Annotated in this window: 13 protein-coding genes and 3 pseudogenes; 15 read left to right on the forward strand and 1 reads right to left on the reverse strand. The window is 61.2% G+C overall.

Annotated elements, in window-relative coordinates; genetic code table 11:
* Positions 1-282: 282 nt before the first annotated feature.
* The 10 genes and pseudogenes from P6U16_RS14560 (at position 283) to P6U16_RS14605 (ending at position 9,955) form a co-directional block, all read left to right on the forward strand.
* Positions 283-945, forward strand: a complete 663-nt coding sequence (locus P6U16_RS14560; RefSeq protein ID WP_277701156.1) for a GntR family transcriptional regulator — start codon at positions 283-285, stop codon at positions 943-945.
* 387 nt (positions 946-1,332) lie between these two features.
* On the forward strand, positions 1,333-1,602 hold the full coding sequence (locus P6U16_RS14565) for an acylphosphatase (RefSeq protein ID WP_277701157.1): 270 nt from the start codon (positions 1,333-1,335) through the stop codon (positions 1,600-1,602).
* 165 nt (positions 1,603-1,767) lie between these two features.
* On the forward strand, positions 1,768-2,409 hold the full coding sequence (locus P6U16_RS14570; RefSeq protein WP_277701158.1) for a Rieske (2Fe-2S) protein: 642 nt from the start codon (positions 1,768-1,770) through the stop codon (positions 2,407-2,409).
* Complete coding sequence (locus tag P6U16_RS14575) at positions 2,406-3,251, forward strand: aromatic ring-hydroxylating dioxygenase subunit alpha (protein WP_277701159.1); 846 nt, start codon at positions 2,406-2,408, stop codon at positions 3,249-3,251. The genes P6U16_RS14570 and P6U16_RS14575 overlap by 4 nt, the downstream gene beginning before the upstream one ends.
* Complete coding sequence (locus P6U16_RS14580; RefSeq protein ID WP_277701160.1) at positions 3,248-3,907, forward strand: glutathione S-transferase family protein; 660 nt, start codon at positions 3,248-3,250, stop codon at positions 3,905-3,907. The genes P6U16_RS14575 and P6U16_RS14580 overlap by 4 nt, the downstream gene beginning before the upstream one ends.
* Position 3,908: 1 nt before the next feature.
* The gene (locus P6U16_RS14585) at positions 3,909-5,288 is read left to right on the forward strand and encodes an amidohydrolase (RefSeq protein WP_277701161.1); all 1,380 of its coding nucleotides are present in this window, start codon (positions 3,909-3,911) and stop codon (positions 5,286-5,288) included.
* 26 nt (positions 5,289-5,314) lie between these two features.
* Complete coding sequence (locus P6U16_RS14590; RefSeq protein ID WP_277701162.1) at positions 5,315-6,412, forward strand: BMP family ABC transporter substrate-binding protein; 1,098 nt, start codon at positions 5,315-5,317, stop codon at positions 6,410-6,412.
* Between the two features lie 3 nt (positions 6,413-6,415).
* A pseudogene (locus P6U16_RS14595) lies at positions 6,416-7,938 on the forward strand (ABC transporter ATP-binding protein).
* A complete protein-coding gene (locus P6U16_RS14600; protein WP_277701163.1) occupies positions 7,935-9,047 on the forward strand; it encodes an ABC transporter permease in 1,113 nt (370 codons plus the stop codon). The pseudogene P6U16_RS14595 and the gene P6U16_RS14600 overlap by 4 nt, the downstream one beginning before the upstream one ends.
* Positions 9,044-9,955, forward strand: a complete 912-nt coding sequence (locus P6U16_RS14605) for an ABC transporter permease (RefSeq protein WP_277701164.1) — start codon at positions 9,044-9,046, stop codon at positions 9,953-9,955. The genes P6U16_RS14600 and P6U16_RS14605 overlap by 4 nt, the downstream gene beginning before the upstream one ends.
* A 198-nt stretch (positions 9,956-10,153) precedes the next feature.
* On the opposite strand, the gene P6U16_RS14610 is transcribed toward P6U16_RS14605, so the two are convergent.
* Positions 10,154-11,164 (reverse strand): AraC family transcriptional regulator, encoded by a 1,011-nt coding sequence (locus P6U16_RS14610; protein WP_277701165.1) that lies wholly within the window; start codon positions 11,162-11,164, stop codon positions 10,154-10,156.
* Between the two features lie 198 nt (positions 11,165-11,362).
* On the opposite strand from P6U16_RS14610, the gene P6U16_RS14615 reads away from it, so the two are divergent.
* The 5 genes and pseudogenes from P6U16_RS14615 to P6U16_RS14635 all read left to right on the forward strand — a co-directional run bounded on the left by P6U16_RS14615 (position 11,363) and on the right by P6U16_RS14635 (position 16,801).
* On the forward strand, positions 11,363-12,130 hold the full coding sequence (locus tag P6U16_RS14615) for a 3-hydroxyacyl-CoA dehydrogenase (RefSeq protein WP_277703856.1): 768 nt from the start codon (positions 11,363-11,365) through the stop codon (positions 12,128-12,130).
* A gap of 21 nt (positions 12,131-12,151) precedes the next feature.
* Positions 12,152-13,339, forward strand: coding sequence for an acetyl-CoA C-acyltransferase (locus tag P6U16_RS14620; protein WP_277701166.1), 1,188 nt, complete (start codon positions 12,152-12,154; stop codon positions 13,337-13,339).
* A 23-nt stretch (positions 13,340-13,362) separates the two neighbouring features.
* Positions 13,363-14,488 (forward strand): annotated as a pseudogene (locus P6U16_RS14625) (acyl-CoA dehydrogenase family protein).
* 66 nt (positions 14,489-14,554) lie between these two features.
* Positions 14,555-15,786 (forward strand): annotated as a pseudogene (locus P6U16_RS14630) (thiamine pyrophosphate-dependent enzyme).
* Between the two features lies 1 nt (position 15,787).
* Complete coding sequence (locus P6U16_RS14635) at positions 15,788-16,801, forward strand: alpha-ketoacid dehydrogenase subunit beta (protein WP_277701167.1); 1,014 nt, start codon at positions 15,788-15,790, stop codon at positions 16,799-16,801.

The raw sequence follows: 16,801 nt of genomic DNA on the forward strand, positions 1-16,801 counted from the left end.
CTTTCAAATTGTACAAATGTTGAGCGATTTGTTTCTGTTTTAGGCACGAAACACCCACGCTTTGAGCGGATTTCAGCCGCAGTATGGATCTTCTGCCCTAATCTTGCGGTCGCAAAAGAGCAGCAAGACGCTCGCTCCTGTCGCCGTCGCTCTCCCAACCTGCAAACGTCACTGTCGAATAACTTGTTTTCACCGTCCCCGGCCGGTTTCGTTTGCCTGCGAACCACGCTAACGATGCCGCGAGGGCAGGCGCATCTTCGTCGGCGTGCCCAGGGAACATCTATGGCTGAGCAGGACACGACATCGGCGCTTGCGCCTCGGCTGGCGGAAGAGATCAGGGACAAGCTGATTGCGGGTGAATTGAAGCCCGGTCAGCGCCTGTCCGAAGCGGCGCTTAGCGTCGATCTCGATGTATCGCGCAATTCGTTGCGCGAGGCCTTTCGGTTGCTCACCAAGGAAGGCTTGTTGCGCCACGAGCCCAATCGCGGCGTGTTTGTCTCGACGCCCAGCATGGCCTCGATCATCGACATCTACCGCGTGCGGCGCATGATCGAATGCCAGGCAATGGAAAAGGCCTATCCCAATCACCCGGCCGTTGCCCGCATGCGGGATGCTGTCGACGCCGCCCGCATTGCGCGCGATGCGAAGGACTGGAGTACAGTGGGCAGCAAGAACATGGTCTTCCACGCCGCGATCGTCGATCTTGCCGACAGCCGCCGGCTGAATGCCTTCTATGCGCAGATCGCTGCAGAATTGCGCCTGAGCTTCGGCATGCTTGCCGACCCGGAGCTTCTGCATGCGCCCTATGTCGATCTGAATGCAGCGATCCTCGAAAAGCTCGAAGCGGGCATGACGTCAGAAGCGGCCACACTACTGGAAGCCTATCTCGCCCAATCGGAACGAACGGTGCTGGCCGCCTTTTCGCGGATCGATGCGGGGAACTGAACTCTTGCGGGTGGCGTGCGCTAATCTCGGATGATTTAGCGGTCTTGCGCCAAACGAAAAAGCCTGCCGCGGGAGGAGGTGCGGCAGGCTTTTTCTAAACAACCGAACAGCGACCGGGAGGAGGAGTGTCGCTGTTCTCGCAGGCGGCCCCTTGGGAGGAGGAGCGGGGCGCCTGGTACACGAAGCTCTGCGGGAGGAGGTGCATCGCTTCGATGACTATGAAGATAATGGATTTCCCTGCTTATTAAAGATGCTTTCCTGCAGTGCAGCCATGCAAAAAGACGATGGCTCTTTCGGGTGGTGGTGATGGTCACCCTTGATCAAGGGGTCTTACGAATTGTCGCTCAGGCGCTATGCTGCGCGCTGCGAGGCAAGGAGAGTGTGTTCATGATCGAACAAGAAGAGAGCCATCTGCGGGAGAAAATGATCATCCTGGGTGATCTCGAAGCTTCGTCCTTCCTTCCCTGGATTGGGCGCCATGCGGCCAAGCTCGGGCTCTCGCATACGATATCCCATGCCGATCCCATGCGGATCGAACTGGAGATTGATGGGCCGGAGGCGTTGATCGACATGATGGAAATGGGCTGCTCTTTGGGGCCTATTGATGTCTGGGTCGATAGGATTGAACGCACATCCACCCTGCGTGAAACGCGCTAGAATTGCGTTGACCGTTTCTCTGCATGCAGGCCTTGTGCATCATATTTAATCAATGTTGCCATTGCGAAATAATTATGCAAACCTGAAATTAATTGATGAGCGCCGTCGCTTCCGTCGAGGTGCAAGTCATTCTTAAATCTATGATTTCTCTTGGAAAGTCTGATCATGCTCGCCGATACGACCGGCTCCTGGACGCCCGTCGCCCTTTCCGCGGATTTGCCGGCTGGAACCGTTAATCCTGCCCGTATTGCAACCGAATCGATCGCTCTTTGGCGCAGCGATTCCGGGCGTGTTGCAGCATCCGCAGATCGCTGTCCGCATCGGGGCATGCGTTTGTCCCACGGGTTCGTGCGGGGTGAGGCGATCTCCTGTATTTATCACGGCTGGAGCTATGCGCAGGCTGGCAACTGTCTTCGCATCCCGGCCCATCCGGGACTGGTGCCGCCGGAAACGATCCGCGTGGTGACCCATGCTGTCGAGGAAGCAGATGGTGTGATCTGGGTGGCCTTCGGTACACCAGCTTCCATTCCGCCAAAGCTCGACGGTTTTGTTCCGCTGCGTTCCCTGACCATTCTCGCGATGACAGCACAGATAGAAGCGGCTGCTGGTGCGGTGGCAAATTCGGAGGGACTGATCGAGAGCGGTACCATTCGCCTGCTTTTGTCCACCCAGCACGAGGGCGAGACGTTGGTCCATGTCCTAGTAAAAGATGATGCCGATGTTGCAACCCGCATTACTGCATCGCGCACCGCGGAAAATCTGCGTCGGACGGCTGAAGATCTTCAAGGCAAGGGAAGCGTGCAATGACCATGCAGGCGATGATCGACGAATGGTACCCGGTCGGCCTCATCAGCCAGCTCGATGCTGGCGGCCGCAGGACGGCGCTGATGGGCGAGCCTATCTTGGTGGCGAGCGACATTGACGGCAAAGCGAAAGTGACAGGCGGAAATGGCCGGATCCTGCCCGTGCGCCTGCGCTACGGCCATGTCTGGTCATCGCTGGGTGATCCCAAGAACGAGCTTTTCCCGATCCCGGAGGCAGATCAGCCGGGTCGCCGTTTTGTCGATGTCGGCGTCGTGCGCGTGCGCTGCTCGCCGCTTCGCGCGGTAGAGAACTTTCTCGACATCGCCCATTTCCCCTTTGTGCATACCGATATTCTCGGCGCCGAGCCGCATACGGAGGTCCAGAATTACAAGGTCGAGATTCGCGAGGACGTGGACGAGGTCTGGGCGACACAGGTGAAATTCTACCAGCCGCAGGCCGCAAAGTCCGCCAGCGGGGGCATTACGACCGAATACATGTACCGCGTGCCGGCGCCGACCTGCTCGGTTCTCTACAAGACCTGCCCGCCGCGCCCGAGCGAATGGGATGTGATCACGCTGTTCGTACAGCCGCTTGCGGAGGATATCTGCGATGTCTGGCCATGGATGGCGCTGTTCGATGACGAGACCTCGCTGACCGACCTCATCCATTTCCAGCAGACGATCTTCCTCCAGGACCGCTCGATCCTCGAAAACCAAATTCCGCGATTGCTTCCGCTCGATCCGGGCATGGAAATACCGACGCGGGCCGATCTGACGTCGATTGCCTATCGCCGCTGGCTGAAGCGCCACAACTATACCTATGGTGCACAATTGGTGGCGCAATGAAGCTTTACGACTACATCCTCTCGCCCAGCGGCTACAAGGTCCGCCTGATGGCCGCACTGATCGGCGTCAAGCTTGAACTCCGACCCGTCGATTTCCATCCGGGGCTCGAACATCGCAGCCCGGAACTTCTGTCTCTAAATCCCGCCGGCTCGATCCCGATCCTCGAGGACGGCGATCTGATCCTGACCGAATCCTCGGCCATTCTCGTCTATCTCGCAGCAAAGGCCGCCCCGAAATGGCTGGCTGGCGAAAAGCCTGAGGAAGCCGCCCGGGTGCAGCAATGGCTCTCCTTTTCCGGCCGCCTCACGGCCAGTCTCGGCGCCGCTCGATTGCATGAAATGCTGCTGCGTCCCGGCGATATCGCGGCGTTGCAGGCGCAAGGAATGGCCGCCCTTCGCGAGCTTGAAGCGGGCCTCGTCGAGCAGCGGCTGCGCGGCATGCGCTTTCTGGCCGCCGACCGGCCGACAGTGGCCGATATCGCCTGTTTTCCCTATGTGGCGCTGGCCCCTGATGGCGGCGTCTTGCTCGATGCCTATCCCACAATCCGGCTCTGGTCGCGGGCGCTTCGCAGCCTCGATGGTTTCATCGAAATGCCTGGCATCCACCGACTGCATGAATTGAAGCCCGAACCGCAAATCGAACCGGGCGAGGCCTAAGATGACCGGTTATCTCCTGAAGAACTGCGCGGCTGTGATCACTGACGAGGGCAGGGGCCCGGTCGTGCATCGCAATGTCGATCTCCTGACCAGCGGCCCCGCGATCCAGGCCATCGGCGAACATCTCGATGCAGACGGCATGCCGGCCGGCACGACCGTGCAGGACGCAACCGGCTGGTTCGTCTATCCCGGCCTCGTCAACACCCACCATCACTTCTTCCAGTGCTTCGTGCGCAACCGCGCCGATCTCGACTGGACGAAGCTTTCGGTCATTGAATGGCTGGATCGAATCTACCCGATCTTCTCGCAGCTCAATGAGGAATGTTTCTACCATTCCTCGGTCACGGCGATGGCAGAACTGATCAAGCATGGCTGTACCACGGCCTTCGACCACCAGTATAATTTTCCCCGGCACGCCGGAAAGCGGCTGATCGACCGGCAGTTCGAGGCGGCCGAGCTTCTCGGCATGCGTTTCCATGCCGGTCGCGGCGGCAACACACTGCCGAAGTCGGAGGGGTCCACAATCCCCGACGCGATGCTGGAGACGACGGACGAGTTCATCGGCGACTGCGCCCGCCTGATCGACACCTATCACGACACCAGCCCTTTCAGCATGCGGCAGGTTGTGGTCGCACCGTGCCAGCCGGTGAATTGCTACCGCGAGACCTTCGTGGAATCCGTGGCGCTGGCGCGCGATCGCGGCGTCATGATGCACACCCATGTCGGCGAGGGCGAAAGCCCTGTCATTCTGGCGCGTCATGGCAAACGCACCGTCGATTATCTCGAGGAACTGGGCTTTGCCGGGCCCGATGCCTTCTACGCCCATTGCTGGGAACTGACCCATGACGAACTGCGGACGATGGCTAAGAGCGGTACCGGCGTATCGCATTGCCCGGAGCCGGTTTATCTCGTCGGCGCCGAGGTCACGGACATACCCGCGATGGCGGCCTTCGGGTTGCGCGTTGGCCTCGGCTGCGATGGCGCGGCATCCAACGACAATTCAAACCTGATGCACTGCCTGCATTCGGCCTACATGCTGCAATGCCTCGTGTCCTCCACCCGCGCCCATCCGGTGCCGCCGCCTGTCGATTTCCTCGGCTATGGCACCACAGGCGGCGCGAGCCTGCTTGGCCGTTCCGACATCGGACGGCTTGCGCCCGGCATGGCGGCCGATCTGTTTGCGATCGATACGCGCCGCATGGATTATGTCGGCACGCGCCACGATCCGCTGAGCCTGATTGCGCGCGTCGGCATCGGCATGGCGACCGACATGACCATGATCAACGGGCGTATTGTCTGGCAGAAGGGCGAGTTCATCGGGCTCGACGAAGCCAAACTGTCTGCCGATGCCGAAGCTGCACTTGCCACCGTCGAATTCTAAAAACCAAAAAAGAGGGAACTGAGATCATGACAAAACTAACTCGTAGAAACCTGATGAAAGCCGCTGCCGCCACCGGACTTGCCGGCGCGCTTAGCAGCCGCATGACGTTTGCCGCCGACGAGCCCTTGGGCATCACGCTGGTGATCCCGTCGCCGGTCGGCGATGTCGGCTGGGGGCATGCGCTTGCCGCTGGTCTCGAGCCGATCAAGGCCGCTTACGGCGACAAGGTGAAAATCACCATCCTCGAGAATATCGCGGAAGGTCCGGACGCTGATCGCATCATGACCAAGACGGTCGCCGACGGAAACAAGTTCCTCGTCGCCGGCTCCTTCGGCTACCAGAACGGCGCACTGCAGATTGCCCGCCGTGATCCGAGCGTCACCGTTCTGCATGCCTCCGGCTTCCAGGTTGCGCCGAATTTCTCGCCGTTTGCCGCCAAGTATTTCCAGGGCACCTATCTGCTCGGGATGGCTGCTGCGGCCCTGTCCAAGACCGGCAAGCTGGGTTCGGTCTCGGCCTTCGCCATCCCCGAACTGATCACCTCCATCAACGCGTTCACGCTTGGCGCCCAGACCGTCAATCCGGATATCGAAGTTTCCGTTGTCTGGGTGAATTCCTGGTTCGATCCGGCCAAGGAGCAGGAAGCTGCCAAAGCGCTGATCGCCCAGAAATGCGACGTGATCTTCTCCAATGCACAGGATACGCCGTCTGTCATCGCGGCTTGCGAGGAGGCGGGCGTCTACTCGTTCAACCTCAACTCTTCGATGAAGAAATATGCCGAGAAGACCTATCTCGGTTGCGTCGCAACCGACTGGTCGCCGTTCTTCAAGGCATCGGTCGATGCCCATCTCGCCGGAACGTTCAAGGGCGCTAACGCTTTCCTCGGCGTCGCGGAAAACGTGGTCGAAGTGGTCGACTGGAACCCGGCCGTCCCGGCTGACACCATGACCAAGATCAAGGAGATCGAGGCCAAGATCGCCGATGGCAGCTTCTCGCCGTTCACCGGGCCGATCATGAAGGCTGATGGCAGCGAGGGCGTCGCATCCGGCGTGACCTTGGCTGATCCAGAGATCATCGCCATGGACTGGCACGTCAAGGGCGTCGCGACGCCGCTGCCGAAGTAAGCCATGAACACCCCGCTCCTGTCGCTGCGCGGCATTTCGAAGAGCTACGGCCAGATCCACGCCAACCAGGCGATCGATCTGGACGTGGCTGCGCAATCGATCCATGCGATCCTCGGCGAAAACGGGGCGGGAAAATCGACGCTGATGAAGCTGATCTATGGCGTCGAGCAACCGGATGACGGAACCGTCATCTGGGAAGGACAAGACTTGCGCCTTGCTTCCCCGCGGAAGCCAGGCGCAAGGGTATCGGCATGGTCTTCCAGCATTTCTCGCTGTTCGAGACCCTGACGGTGCTGGAAAACATCCGACTGGTCGTGCCGGGCCGGAAAGCTGATCTTGCGCAGCGCATCAAGACGTTGGGACAGGAGTTCGGCCTCGAAGTCGATCCGTTCGCCCATGTGCATGCTTTGTCTGTCGGTGAGCGACAGCGGGTGGAGATCATCCGGTGCCTGATGACCAACCCGAAGCTTCTGATCCTTGACGAGCCGACCTCCGTCCTGCCCCCGCAACTGGTGGAGAAGCTGTTTGAGACCCTGCGCCGCCTGCGCGATGGGGGTGTTTCCATCCTTTTGATTTCCCATAAGCTGGAGGAAATCCGGGCGATCTGCGATCGGGCCACGATCCTGCGCAGCGGGCGCGTCACCGGCGATGTCGATCCGCGCGACCACGATACCCACGATCTCGCCCGCATGATGATCGGTCGCGACATGCCGGCGCCGATCCCGGCGGTTCCCCTGTCCGGCGGCGAAAAATGCCTGGAGATCATCGGTCTGGATCACCAGCCGGACGATCCCTTCGCCGTGTCGCTGTCCGGTATCACCCTTGAGGTTCGCGCCTGCGAAATACTGGGGATCGCAGGAATATCCGGAAATGGCCAGAGTGAGCTTGCGGCGCTGATTTCGGGCGAGACTTTGCTTGGGCGCGAGCAGCGCGACCGGATCTACATGATGGGGTCGGATGTCGGCAGGCTCGATGCCGCGGCGCGGCGAAAGCTCGGCTTTGCCTTCGTGCCGGAAGATCGACTTGGGCGAGGCGCTGTGCCCGAAATGTCGCTTGTCCTCAATAGCCTGCTGACGGCCCATCCGCTCGATCTTCTGCGGCACGGCCTTGTCGACAGGAAACGCGCCATGGCGTTCACCGATGACTGTATCCGTCAATACGATGTCCGCACGCCCGGTCCCGATGCCGAAGCGGGAACCCTGTCCGGCGGAAATCTGCAGAAATTCATCGTCGGTCGGGAAATCATGCTGTCGCCGAAGCTTCTGTTCGTCGCGCAACCGACCTGGGGTGTCGATATAGGGGCCGCGACCGCGATCCGCAGCCGGCTGGTGGCCTTGCGCAACGAGGGCATGGCCATCCTCGTTATTTCCGAGGAACTGGAAGAACTGTTCGAACTGAGCGATTCCATCCAGGTGCTGCATCACGGGACGCTCAGCCAGCGGCTCGTCACACGCGATACTGAGCCGGAGGAAATTGGCCGCTACATGATCGGGGCGCAACATTCGGCCGGGGACATTCACGCATGAGCGGCGGATTTGTGGCTTCCTTTCCCTCTCTGGTCCGCCGGGAGCGCGCCTCGCTCGTAGCGACCTTCATTGCGCCGGCCGTTGCGCTTGTGGTCGCCCTCGTCCTCAATCTCAGTCTCTATCTGCTGATGGGCCGAGATCCCGTTGCTGTCCTCTATGCGATGCTGCTGGAACCCTTCCTCTCCTGGGCATCGTTTTCTGAAGTGCTCTTAAAGGCAGGGCCGCTACTCCTCATCGCGCAGGGGCTTGCGATCGGCTTTCGCGCCAAGGTCTTCAACATCGGCGCCGAGGGCCAGTTCATTCTCGGGGCGATCTTCGCCTCGGCCATTCCGGTCTGGTTTCCGCAGGCGACGGGCCAGTGGATCTGGCCGGCCATGCTCCTGCTCGGCGCGATCGGCGGCGCGCTCTGGGCGTCGCTGACGGCATTCTGGCGGGTGCGGCTCAATGCCAACGAGATCCTGGTTTCGCTGATGCTCAGTCTCGTTGCGGCTCAACTCCTGAACTACCTGCTGCTCGGTCCGTGGAAGGACCCGAACGGTTTCAATTTTCCGCAATCGGTGATGTTTCAGTACGACGCCATGGTGCCGACCCTGATTGCCGGAACCCGCCTCAACGTCTCGTTCCTGATCACGCTCGTCCTTTCGCTTGCGGCCTTCGTCTTCATGCAGAAGAGCTTCAGTGGCTACAAGCTGCAGGTCGGTGGTCTGGCACCCCGGGCGGCAGGTTATGCGGGCTTCAAAGAAGGTTGGACGATTTGGCTTTCGCTTCTGATCGGCGGCTTTGCGGCCGGTCTTGCCGGGGCGGCGGAAGTTGCCGGGCCGCTTGGGCAATTGCAGCGCTCTATCTCCAGCGGCTATGGCTATGCTGCCATCATCGTTGCGTATCTCGGTGGTCTGCATCCGATCGGCATCGTCGTCTCGGCGCTGGTCATGGCGGTCATCTATATCGGTGGCGACAATGCGATGGTTTCGGCCAACCTGCCCATCGCCGCGGTTCGCGTCTTTCAGGGCAGCCTGCTGCTCAGCTATCTCATCGCCGTGGCCTTCGTCCGCTATCGCCTAGAATGGCCGAAAACCGCCAGAAGAGCCGCCTCCCGGAGCCCGTCATGAACGCAATCGAGTTCATCATCGCCGGCATGCTGGCTGCTGCAACACCGTTTCTCCTTGCTGCTCTCGGCGAACTGGTGGTGGAGCGCGCCGGTGTCCTCAATCTCGGGGTCGAGGGGCTGATGGCGCTTGGCGCCGTCCTCGCTTTCATCGTCGTCTATCAAGGCGGCGGGCATTTTCTCGGTTTTGTAGCGGCCGGCCTGGGCAGCGCCGCCCTGTCGTTGATCTTTGCCTTCGTTACGCTCGGGTTCCGGGCAAACCAGGTGGCGGCGGGTCTTGCTATCGGCATTCTGGGGCAGGGGCTTTCAGCACTTTTCGGCAAGACCTACGAAAGCCTGACGGTCAAGGCACTTCCCCGGCTTTCCGTGCCGGGTCTTTCAGAGATCCCTGTTGTCGGCGGTCTTTTCGTTCAGGATATCGTGGTGTGGATCTCGCTTGTAGCGACCTTCGCCATCTGGGCGATGTTTGCCTATTCGAAACTCGGCCTCGTGATCCGCGCCGTCGGCGAAAACCCGAAGGCTGCGCACGCCATCGGCTATTCGGTCATCACTGTCCGTGTGCTTGCCATTGCCTTTGGCGGCGCCATGGCCGGCTTTGCCGGCGCCTATGCGGCCGTCATCTATACGCCGCTCTGGGCCGATGGGATGATTGCTGGGCGTGGCTGGATCGCCATCGCCCTCGTCGTCTTCGGCACATGGCTGACCGGTCGCATCTTCCTCGGCGCCTGCCTTTTCGGCGCGGTATCGCTGATGGGGCTGGCCGCCCAGGCGACCGGCCTGGACGTGCCCTCGCAATTGCTGTCAAGCCTGCCCTATCTCGTGACGATCATCGTGCTTGGTATTATTTCTGCAGACCGTCGCCTTTTGAAACTCAACGGCGTTGCCTCCCTCGGCGAACCATTCGAGCGATAATTGCGCTGCCAGACTATCGACGAACGCCCGCCAACCGCCAATTCTGCGGAAGAGGGGCCGTTTACTGTTCCCAGCCGGTCGCACCGTGGTCCGCGCGAGCGGCGCGGCCTATGTGCATGTCGCCACCGCCCGCGATACCAGCATCGTTTGCGCGCGATATCAAGCCGATTTTGTAATCGAGCACGGCGGCGGCGCTTGCTACTTAGCATCGGATAAGGTCGTTTCGCGCCGGTAGGCACTAGGGCTTTTCGCGGTCCACTTGCGGAAAGCCCGATGAAAGGCGCTCGGTTCGGAATAGCCGAGTTGCATGGCGATATCTGCGACGCTGCTCTTGCTGTTCAGCAGCAGCTGGACGGCAAGATCGCGGCGGATTTCATCCTTGATCCCGGCGTAAGTCTGGCCCTCTCCATGCAGGCGATGGCGAAGCGTCGATGGCGACATCCGCATCTGCGCGGCGAGATCACTGAAACTGGCCCAGGCCGGCGGCGGCGTCTGGCGCAAGCGTCGGCGGAGGCTTGCAGCCACACCGGCATCATATCGATAGCGCACGAGAATATTGGCCGGCGCACCCCGCAGAAATTGCTTCAGGGCCTGTTCGGTCCGGGCGATCGGCAGCTTCAGCACCGTGCGATCGAAGGCGAGACGGCTGATGGCCTGCGAGAACTGGACCGGGGCGCCGAAGAACAGACGGTAATCTGCGCCCTGTTCCGGCTCTGCACAGCGAAAATCCACCCGGCGGATTGGAATGCGACGGCCAACCAGCCAGCAGGTGATGCCGTGCAGCAGGATCCAGTAGGTTCTGTAGGCAAAGGCGGACCGGGCCTTACCCCTGTCCGTGAGTACGATTTCGGCCAGCCCGTCTCGCACAACGAGTTCGCCGCTTGGATCCTCCAGCATGACATTGAGAAAGCGCAGCGCGCGGCGAAGCGCCTGTTCCAGTGTCTTTGCATGCAGCACGCAGTGGCAGAGCAGCGTGAAACTGCCGCTTCGCATGGGGCGTCCTCCCATGCCGAAGAATTCGTCATCCACTGCGGCCGCGACGGCAAGCCAGAGTGCGCCGTAAGTCTCTGTGGAAATCGGTCTGTCGACGACCGGCGGTAGGCCCAGCGACGCCAGCAACGGTTCGGTCGCCTTGCCGTCCCGGCGCAGGCAATCGAGTGCCTCTTCCACGAAGGACGGTGAGATCATTCGCCGGTCGATCTCGGTCATGGTCAATGGCTCAACATGGCAAAACTAGCCGAAAAGAGAAGGACATTTCTGTCATCGCTTGCAATACCGCGCCGGCGTAGTCTTCGGCAAGACGGTAGGGCTGAAAAGCCCGGATATTCGATGAAGCGCGGCACGGGAGGGCGGCAGGATGGATCGAAAATCAAACCATGTACGCCTTGCGAACCGGAGGATTGCGTGATGCGGATCCCTGGCAAGGTTTTCGTGGTCACCGGCGCAGGCTCGGGCCTGGGCGCCGCTGTTGCGCGCTTGCTGGTCGAAGCCGACGCCCGGGTCATTGTCGCCGATATCAACGCTGAGGCAGGCGGACAGGTCGCCGCCGAACTGGGAGCGAGTGCCCGTTTCGTCCGCACTGACGTGACCAGCGAAGTCGATGGCCTTACCGCGGTCAACGCGGCAATCGATGCCTTCGGTCATTTGCATGGACTGGTGAACTGCGCCGGCATTGCGCCCGGCGAAAAGGTTGTGGGGCGTGATGGCCCGCATCGTCTTGAAAATTTTGCACGCGCCGTCGGCATCAATCTCATCGGCACCTTCAACATGATCCGCCTTGCCGCATCGCTTGTCCAGAAGGAAGAATCTGACAGCGAAGGCGAACGCGGGGTCATCATCAACACCGCCTCGGTCGCGGCTTTCGACGGCCAGATCGGTCAGGCCGCCTATTCAGCATCCAAGGGTGGCGTCGTCGGCATGACCCTGCCGATTGCCCGCGAGCTGGCGCGCTACGGCATCCGCGTCGTCTCGATCGCGCCCGGCATCTTCGAAACCCCGATGATGGCAGGCATGCCGCCCGAGACGCAGGAAGCGCTCGGTAGAAGCGTGCCCTTTCCGCCGCGTCTTGGCCGCCCTGATGAATTCGCCGCATTGGTCCGCCATATCTGTGAGAACACCATGCTGAACGGCGAGGTGATCCGTCTTGATGGTGCCCTGCGCATGGGACCGCGATGAGATTGGGCCCGGGAGGTTTGAATGACACTGCATGATCCCATCGTCATTGTCGGTTCCGCCCGCACCGCCATTGGCGGATTTCAGGGCGACCTGAAGGATATGACCGCGCCCGAGCTTGGAGCTGCCGCCATCCGCGGCGCCCTTGAGCGGAGTAGCGTCACCTCTGATATGGTCGAGGAAGTCGTGTTCGGCTGCGTGCTGCCGGCCGGACAAGGGCAGGCACCGGCGCGTCAGGCGGCTATCGGCGCAGGTCTGCCGTTCTCAACGGGGGCCAGCACCGTCAACAAGATGTGCGGCTCCGGCATGAAAGCGGTGATGGTGGCGCATGACCTGATTCTGGCCGGCAGCGCGAACATTGCCGTCGCTGGCGGCATGGAAAGCATGAGCAACGCTCCCTATCTGCTCGATCGGGCCCGTGGCGGTTACCGGCTCGGCCATGGCAGGATCATCGACCACATGTTCCTCGACGGGCTGGAGGATGCCTATGACAAGGGGCGGCTGATGGGAACATTCGCCGAGGATTGCGCCGAAGCCTATCAATTCACCCGCCCCGCCCAGGACGATTTCGCGGTGACATCGCTGAACCGCGCGCAGAAGGCGATCCGTGAGGGCTTTTTCGATACCGAGATTACGCCCGTCACGGTGAAAACGGACAAGACCGAACACGTCGTCAGTCGCGACGAACAGCCGGGCAAGGCAAGGCTTGAAAAGATTCCGACCTTGAAACCGGCCTTCCGCGAAAACGGTACGGTGACCGCCGCCAATGCCAGCTCAATTTCCGACGGTGCGGCAGCCCTGGTTCTGATGCGTCGCTCCGAAGCCGAGCGTCGCGGCCTTGCGCCGCTTGCCACCATCGTTGGCCACTCGACTCATGCGCAGGCACCCAATCTCTTCGCGACCGCGCCGATCGGTGCGCTGAAAAAGCTCAGCGCGCGAACAGGGTGGGCGCTGCAAGATGTCGATCTGTTCGAAATCAATGAGGCTTTCGCCGTCGTCGCCATGGCGGCGATGCGCGATCTCGACCTGCCGCATGACGCCGTGAACGTGCATGGCGGCGCCTGTGCGCTCGGTCACCCGATCGGCGCATCCGGCGCCCGCGTCATCGTCACATTGTTGGCAGCCCTTGAGCGTTACGATCTAAAGCGCGGCATGGCAACGCTGTGCATCGGTGGCGGCGAGGCGACGGCCATCGCGGTCGAACGGCACTAACGGCTTTTGGGAGGAGGCCGCCTATGATCCTGAGTGAACAGCAGATCCAGATCCGCGACATGGCCCGCGATTTCGCCCGGGAGCGCCTAGCGCTGGGTGCTGCCGAGCGTGACATCTCGCATGCGTTCCCGAAAGACGAACTGAGGGAAATGGGCGAACTCGGCTTTCTCGGCATGCTGGTGCCGGAGGCCTATGGTGGTTCGGAGACGGGCACCGTTGCCTATGCCGTGGCGCTCGAGGAAATTGCCGCCGGCGACGGTTCGTGCTCGACCATCATGAGCGTGCACAGTTCGGTCGGCTGCGTGCCCATCCTGAAATTCGGCACCGAGGAGCAGAAGCAGCGCTTCCTGCCCAAACTGGCCTCCGGCGAGTGGATCGGCGGTTTCGCGCTGACGGAGCCGCAAGCCGGTTCCGATGCGTCCAACCTGCGCACCCGCGCCCGGCGCGACGGCAGCGACTATGTGCTTGATGGCGCAAAGCAGTTCATCACCTCCGGCAAGAACGGCAATGTCATCATCGTCTTCGCCGTCACCGATCCGGATGCCGGCAAAAGGGTATTTCCGCGTTCATCGTGCCGACGGATACCCCCGGTTACGAGGTTGTTCGCGTGGAAAAGAAGCTCGGCCTGCATTCCTCCGATACCTGCCAGATCGCCTTTACCAATATGCGTATTCCGGCCGATCTGCGGCTGGGAGGGAAGGCGAGGGCTACAGGATCGCGCTCGCCAATCTCGAAGGCGGGCGCATCGGCATTGCCGCGCAGTCGGTCGGCATGGCCCGGGCGGCTTTCGAGGCGGCACGCGACTATGCCCGAGAACGCATTGCTTTCGGCAAGCCGATCATCGAGCATCAGGCCGTGGCTTTTCGCCTTGCCGATATGGCAACGCAGATCGAGGTGGCACGGCAGATGGTGCTGCATGCCGCCGAACTGAAGGAGGTTGGCCAGCCTTGCCTGACGGAAGCTTCGATGGCCAAGCTATTTGCTTCGGAAATGGCGGAAAAAGTCTGCTCCGATGCGATCCAGATCCATGGCGGATATGGCTATATGTCGGATTACCCGGTCGAGCGCATCTATCGCGACGTTCGCATCTGCCAGATTTACGAGGGAACAAGCGACGTGCAACGCATCGTCATTGCACGTAGTCTGTAGGAAAAAAGACCCCGCTTTCCGGGAGGAGACTGGAAAGCAGGGATAAAACGGGAGGAAGAACGAGGCATGACCGAGTTCCCGCAATTGAGTCTTCATGTTCCGGAACCGGCGGTCCGGCCCGGTGGCATGCCGGATTTTTCCAACGTCAACATCGCCAAGGCCGGCTCCGTGCCGCGCCCGGAGGTCGATGCGGCGTCCGAAGATATCCGCGACCTTGCCTATTCGATTATTCGCGTGCTGAACCGCGATGGCGAAGCGGTCGGTCCTTGGGCTGGGCTGTTGTCGGATGAGGAATTACTGACCGGCCTCAAGCACATGATGAAGCTCAGGGCCTTCGACGCCCGCATGCTGATGGCACAGCGGCAGGGCAAGACCTCATTCTACATGCAGCATCTGGGCGAGGAGGCGGTCAGCTGCGCTTTTCGCAAGGCGCTCAAAAAGGGCGACATGAATTTCCCGACCTATCGGCAGGCGGGCCTGCTGATCGCCGACGACTATCCGATGGTCGAGATGATGAACCAGATATTCTCGAACGAGAGCGATCCGCTGCGCGGCCGGCAATTGCCGATCATGTATTCGTCGAAGGACCACGGCTTCTTCACGATCTCAGGCAATCTTGCCACCCAATACGTCCAGGCTGTCGGCTGGGCCATGGCGTCGGCCATCAAGAACGACACGAAGATCGCCGCCGCCTGGATCGGGGACGGCTCGACGGCCGAGTCCGATTTTCATTCTGCGCTGGTGTTTGCCTCGACCTACAAGGCACCGGTGATCCTCAACATCGTCAACAATCAATGGGCGATCTCCACTTTCCAGGGCATCGCCCGCGGCGGCTCCGGAACCTTTGCCGCCCGTGGCCTCGGCTTCGGTATTCCGGCGCTCAGGGTCGATGGCAACGATTATCTTGCGGTCTATGCCGTCTCCTTTGGGCGGCCGAGCGCGCCCGGCGCAATCTCGGACCGACGCTGATCGAATATGTCACCTACCGCGTCGGCGCGCATTCGACCTCCGATGATCCCAGCGCCTATCGCCCGAAGACGGAATCCGAAGCCTGGCCGCTCGGCGATCCCGTGCTGCGGCTGAAGAAACATCTGATCGTGAAAGGTGTCTGGTCGGAGGAACGGCATGTGCAGGCGGAAGCCGAAATCCTCGACGAGGTGATCCAAGCTCAGAAACAGGCGGAAGTGCACGGTACGCTGCATGCGGGCGGAAAGCCCTCGGTGCGTGATATCTTCGAGGGCGTCTATGCCGAGATGCCGCCCCATATTCGTCGCCAACGACAGAAGGCAGGATACTGACATGGCCAGAATGACGATGATCGAGGCCGTGCGTAGCGCGATGGACGTCTCGATGGAACGCGACGACGACGTCGTGGTGTTCGGCGAGGACGTCGGCTATTTCGGCGGCGTCTTCCGCTGCACCCAGGGACTTCAGGCGAAATACGGCAAGACCCGCTGCTTCGATGCGCCGATCAGCGAGAGCGGTATTGTCGGCACGGCGATCGGCATGGCCGCCTATGGCCTGAAGCCCTGCGTCGAGATCCAGTTCGCCGACTACATGTACCCGGCCTATGACCAGATCACCCAGGAAGCAGCACGTATCCGCTATCGCTCGAACGGTGATTTTACCTGCCCGATCGTGCTGCGTATGCCAACTGGCGGCGGCATTTTCGGCGGACAGACACATAGCCAGAGCCCGGAAGCGCTGTTCACCCATGTCTGCGGCCTGAAAGTCGTCGTGCCCTCCAATCCCTATGATGCCAAGGGCCTGCTGATTGCCTCGATCGAGGACCCGGACCCGGTGATGTTCCTGGAGCCGAAGCGGCTCTACAACGGCCCCTTCGACGGCCATCACGACAGGCCGGTGACGCCATGGTCAAAGCATGAGCTGGGCGAGGTACCGGAAGGCCATTACAGCATCCCGATCGGCAAGGCCGAAATCCGCCGGCAGGGCTCTGCGGTCACCGTTGTCGCCTATGGCACGATGGTGCATGTTGCGCTGGCGGCCGCGGAAGAAATGGGCATCGACGCCGAAGTGATCGACCTGCGCAGCCTGCTGCCGCTCGATCTCGACACGATCGTGCAGTCTGTGACGAAGACCGGCCGCTGCGTCGTCATACATGAGGCGACGCTGACCTCGGGCTACGGCGCCGAACTGACAGCGCTGGTGCAGGAACACTGCTTCTATCATCTGGAAGCGCCGGTCGTTCGCGTCACGGGCTGGGACACGCCCTATCCGCATGCGCAGGAATGGGATTATTTCCCCGGACCCGGCCGCGTCGGCCGCGCGCTTGCCGAAGTGATGGAGGCATGA

The organism is Rhizobium sp. 32-5/1, assembly GCF_029537235.1.
Lineage (GTDB): Bacteria > Pseudomonadota > Alphaproteobacteria > Rhizobiales > Rhizobiaceae > Pararhizobium.

What these genes read in the sequence shown, in the direction of transcription:
- P6U16_RS14560 (WP_277701156.1), top strand. Translation starts at nt 283, where the DNA reads ATGGCTGAGCAGGACACGACATCGGCGCTTGCGCCTCGGCTGGCGGAA.
- P6U16_RS14565 (WP_277701157.1), top strand. Translation starts at nt 1,333, where the DNA reads ATGATCGAACAAGAAGAGAGCCATCTGCGGGAGAAAATGATCATCCTG.
- P6U16_RS14570 (WP_277701158.1), top strand. Translation starts at nt 1,768, where the DNA reads ATGCTCGCCGATACGACCGGCTCCTGGACGCCCGTCGCCCTTTCCGCG.
- P6U16_RS14575 (WP_277701159.1), top strand. Translation starts at nt 2,406, where the DNA reads ATGACCATGCAGGCGATGATCGACGAATGGTACCCGGTCGGCCTCATC.
- P6U16_RS14580 (WP_277701160.1), top strand. Translation starts at nt 3,248, where the DNA reads ATGAAGCTTTACGACTACATCCTCTCGCCCAGCGGCTACAAGGTCCGC.
- P6U16_RS14585 (WP_277701161.1), top strand. Translation starts at nt 3,909, where the DNA reads ATGACCGGTTATCTCCTGAAGAACTGCGCGGCTGTGATCACTGACGAG.
- P6U16_RS14590 (WP_277701162.1), top strand. Translation starts at nt 5,315, where the DNA reads ATGACAAAACTAACTCGTAGAAACCTGATGAAAGCCGCTGCCGCCACC.
- P6U16_RS14600 (WP_277701163.1), top strand. Translation starts at nt 7,935, where the DNA reads ATGAGCGGCGGATTTGTGGCTTCCTTTCCCTCTCTGGTCCGCCGGGAG.
- P6U16_RS14605 (WP_277701164.1), top strand. Translation starts at nt 9,044, where the DNA reads ATGAACGCAATCGAGTTCATCATCGCCGGCATGCTGGCTGCTGCAACA.
- P6U16_RS14610 (WP_277701165.1), bottom strand. Translation starts at nt 11,164, where the DNA reads ATGACCGAGATCGACCGGCGAATGATCTCACCGTCCTTCGTGGAAGAG.
- P6U16_RS14615 (WP_277703856.1), top strand. Translation starts at nt 11,363, where the DNA reads ATGCGGATCCCTGGCAAGGTTTTCGTGGTCACCGGCGCAGGCTCGGGC.
- P6U16_RS14620 (WP_277701166.1), top strand. Translation starts at nt 12,152, where the DNA reads ATGACACTGCATGATCCCATCGTCATTGTCGGTTCCGCCCGCACCGCC.
- P6U16_RS14635 (WP_277701167.1), top strand. Translation starts at nt 15,788, where the DNA reads ATGGCCAGAATGACGATGATCGAGGCCGTGCGTAGCGCGATGGACGTC.